This is a genomic window from Pseudomonas sp. 43(2021) (assembly GCF_017490805.1).
Classification (GTDB): Bacteria; Pseudomonadota; Gammaproteobacteria; order Pseudomonadales; family Pseudomonadaceae; genus Aquipseudomonas.
This window is the reverse complement of record NZ_JAFGYJ010000349.1, coordinates 1-492: the sequence shown is the minus strand read 5'-3', so window position 1 is coordinate 492 and position 492 is coordinate 1. Positions and strand designations below refer to the sequence as shown.

The window sequence follows — 492 nt, the reverse complement described above, 5'->3', positions numbered from 1 at the left end:
AGTGTATTGAGCATATGCCACCCTGCAAAACGCTCAGGCGCGAAGTCAGGCGCAATGAGTAAATTAATTGTCATTAGGCTTGCTCCTCTAGCATTTTGCGATACAGTGCTTCAGCTTGCGCGATTTTGCTGCGTGATGGTTTGCGTCGTACCGAGGTATAGCCAACCGTTTCGCCATGGCGGATATTGGGCACAGCTGTCGCATACACCCAGTAGTAGCTACCATCTTTGCACAAGTTTTTGACATAGCCATGCCATTTTTTGCCTGCTTCGACTGTTTGCCACAAGTCTTTAAAGGCGGCTTTGGGCATTTGTGGATGTCGCAAAATATGATGCGGCGCGCCAATTAATTCATCACGGCTATAGCCACTGATATCCACGAAGGCGTCATTGGCGTGGGTGATAATACCATCTAAATCCACGCGTGAAACGATAAGTTTGCCATCTGGGTAAGGTAGCTCGTTTTCAGTGATATAAACGATACGACTTAAGC

Annotated in this window: 1 protein-coding gene; it reads right to left on the bottom strand. The window is 47.4% G+C overall.

Annotated features, from left to right (window positions below; all coding sequences use genetic code 11):
* Positions 1 to 73: 73 nt before the first annotated feature.
* Positions 74 to 492, bottom strand: a 419-nt coding sequence (locus tag J5M71_RS27580; RefSeq protein ID WP_207838732.1) for a PAS domain-containing protein, incomplete at its 5' end; no start/stop codon positions are given.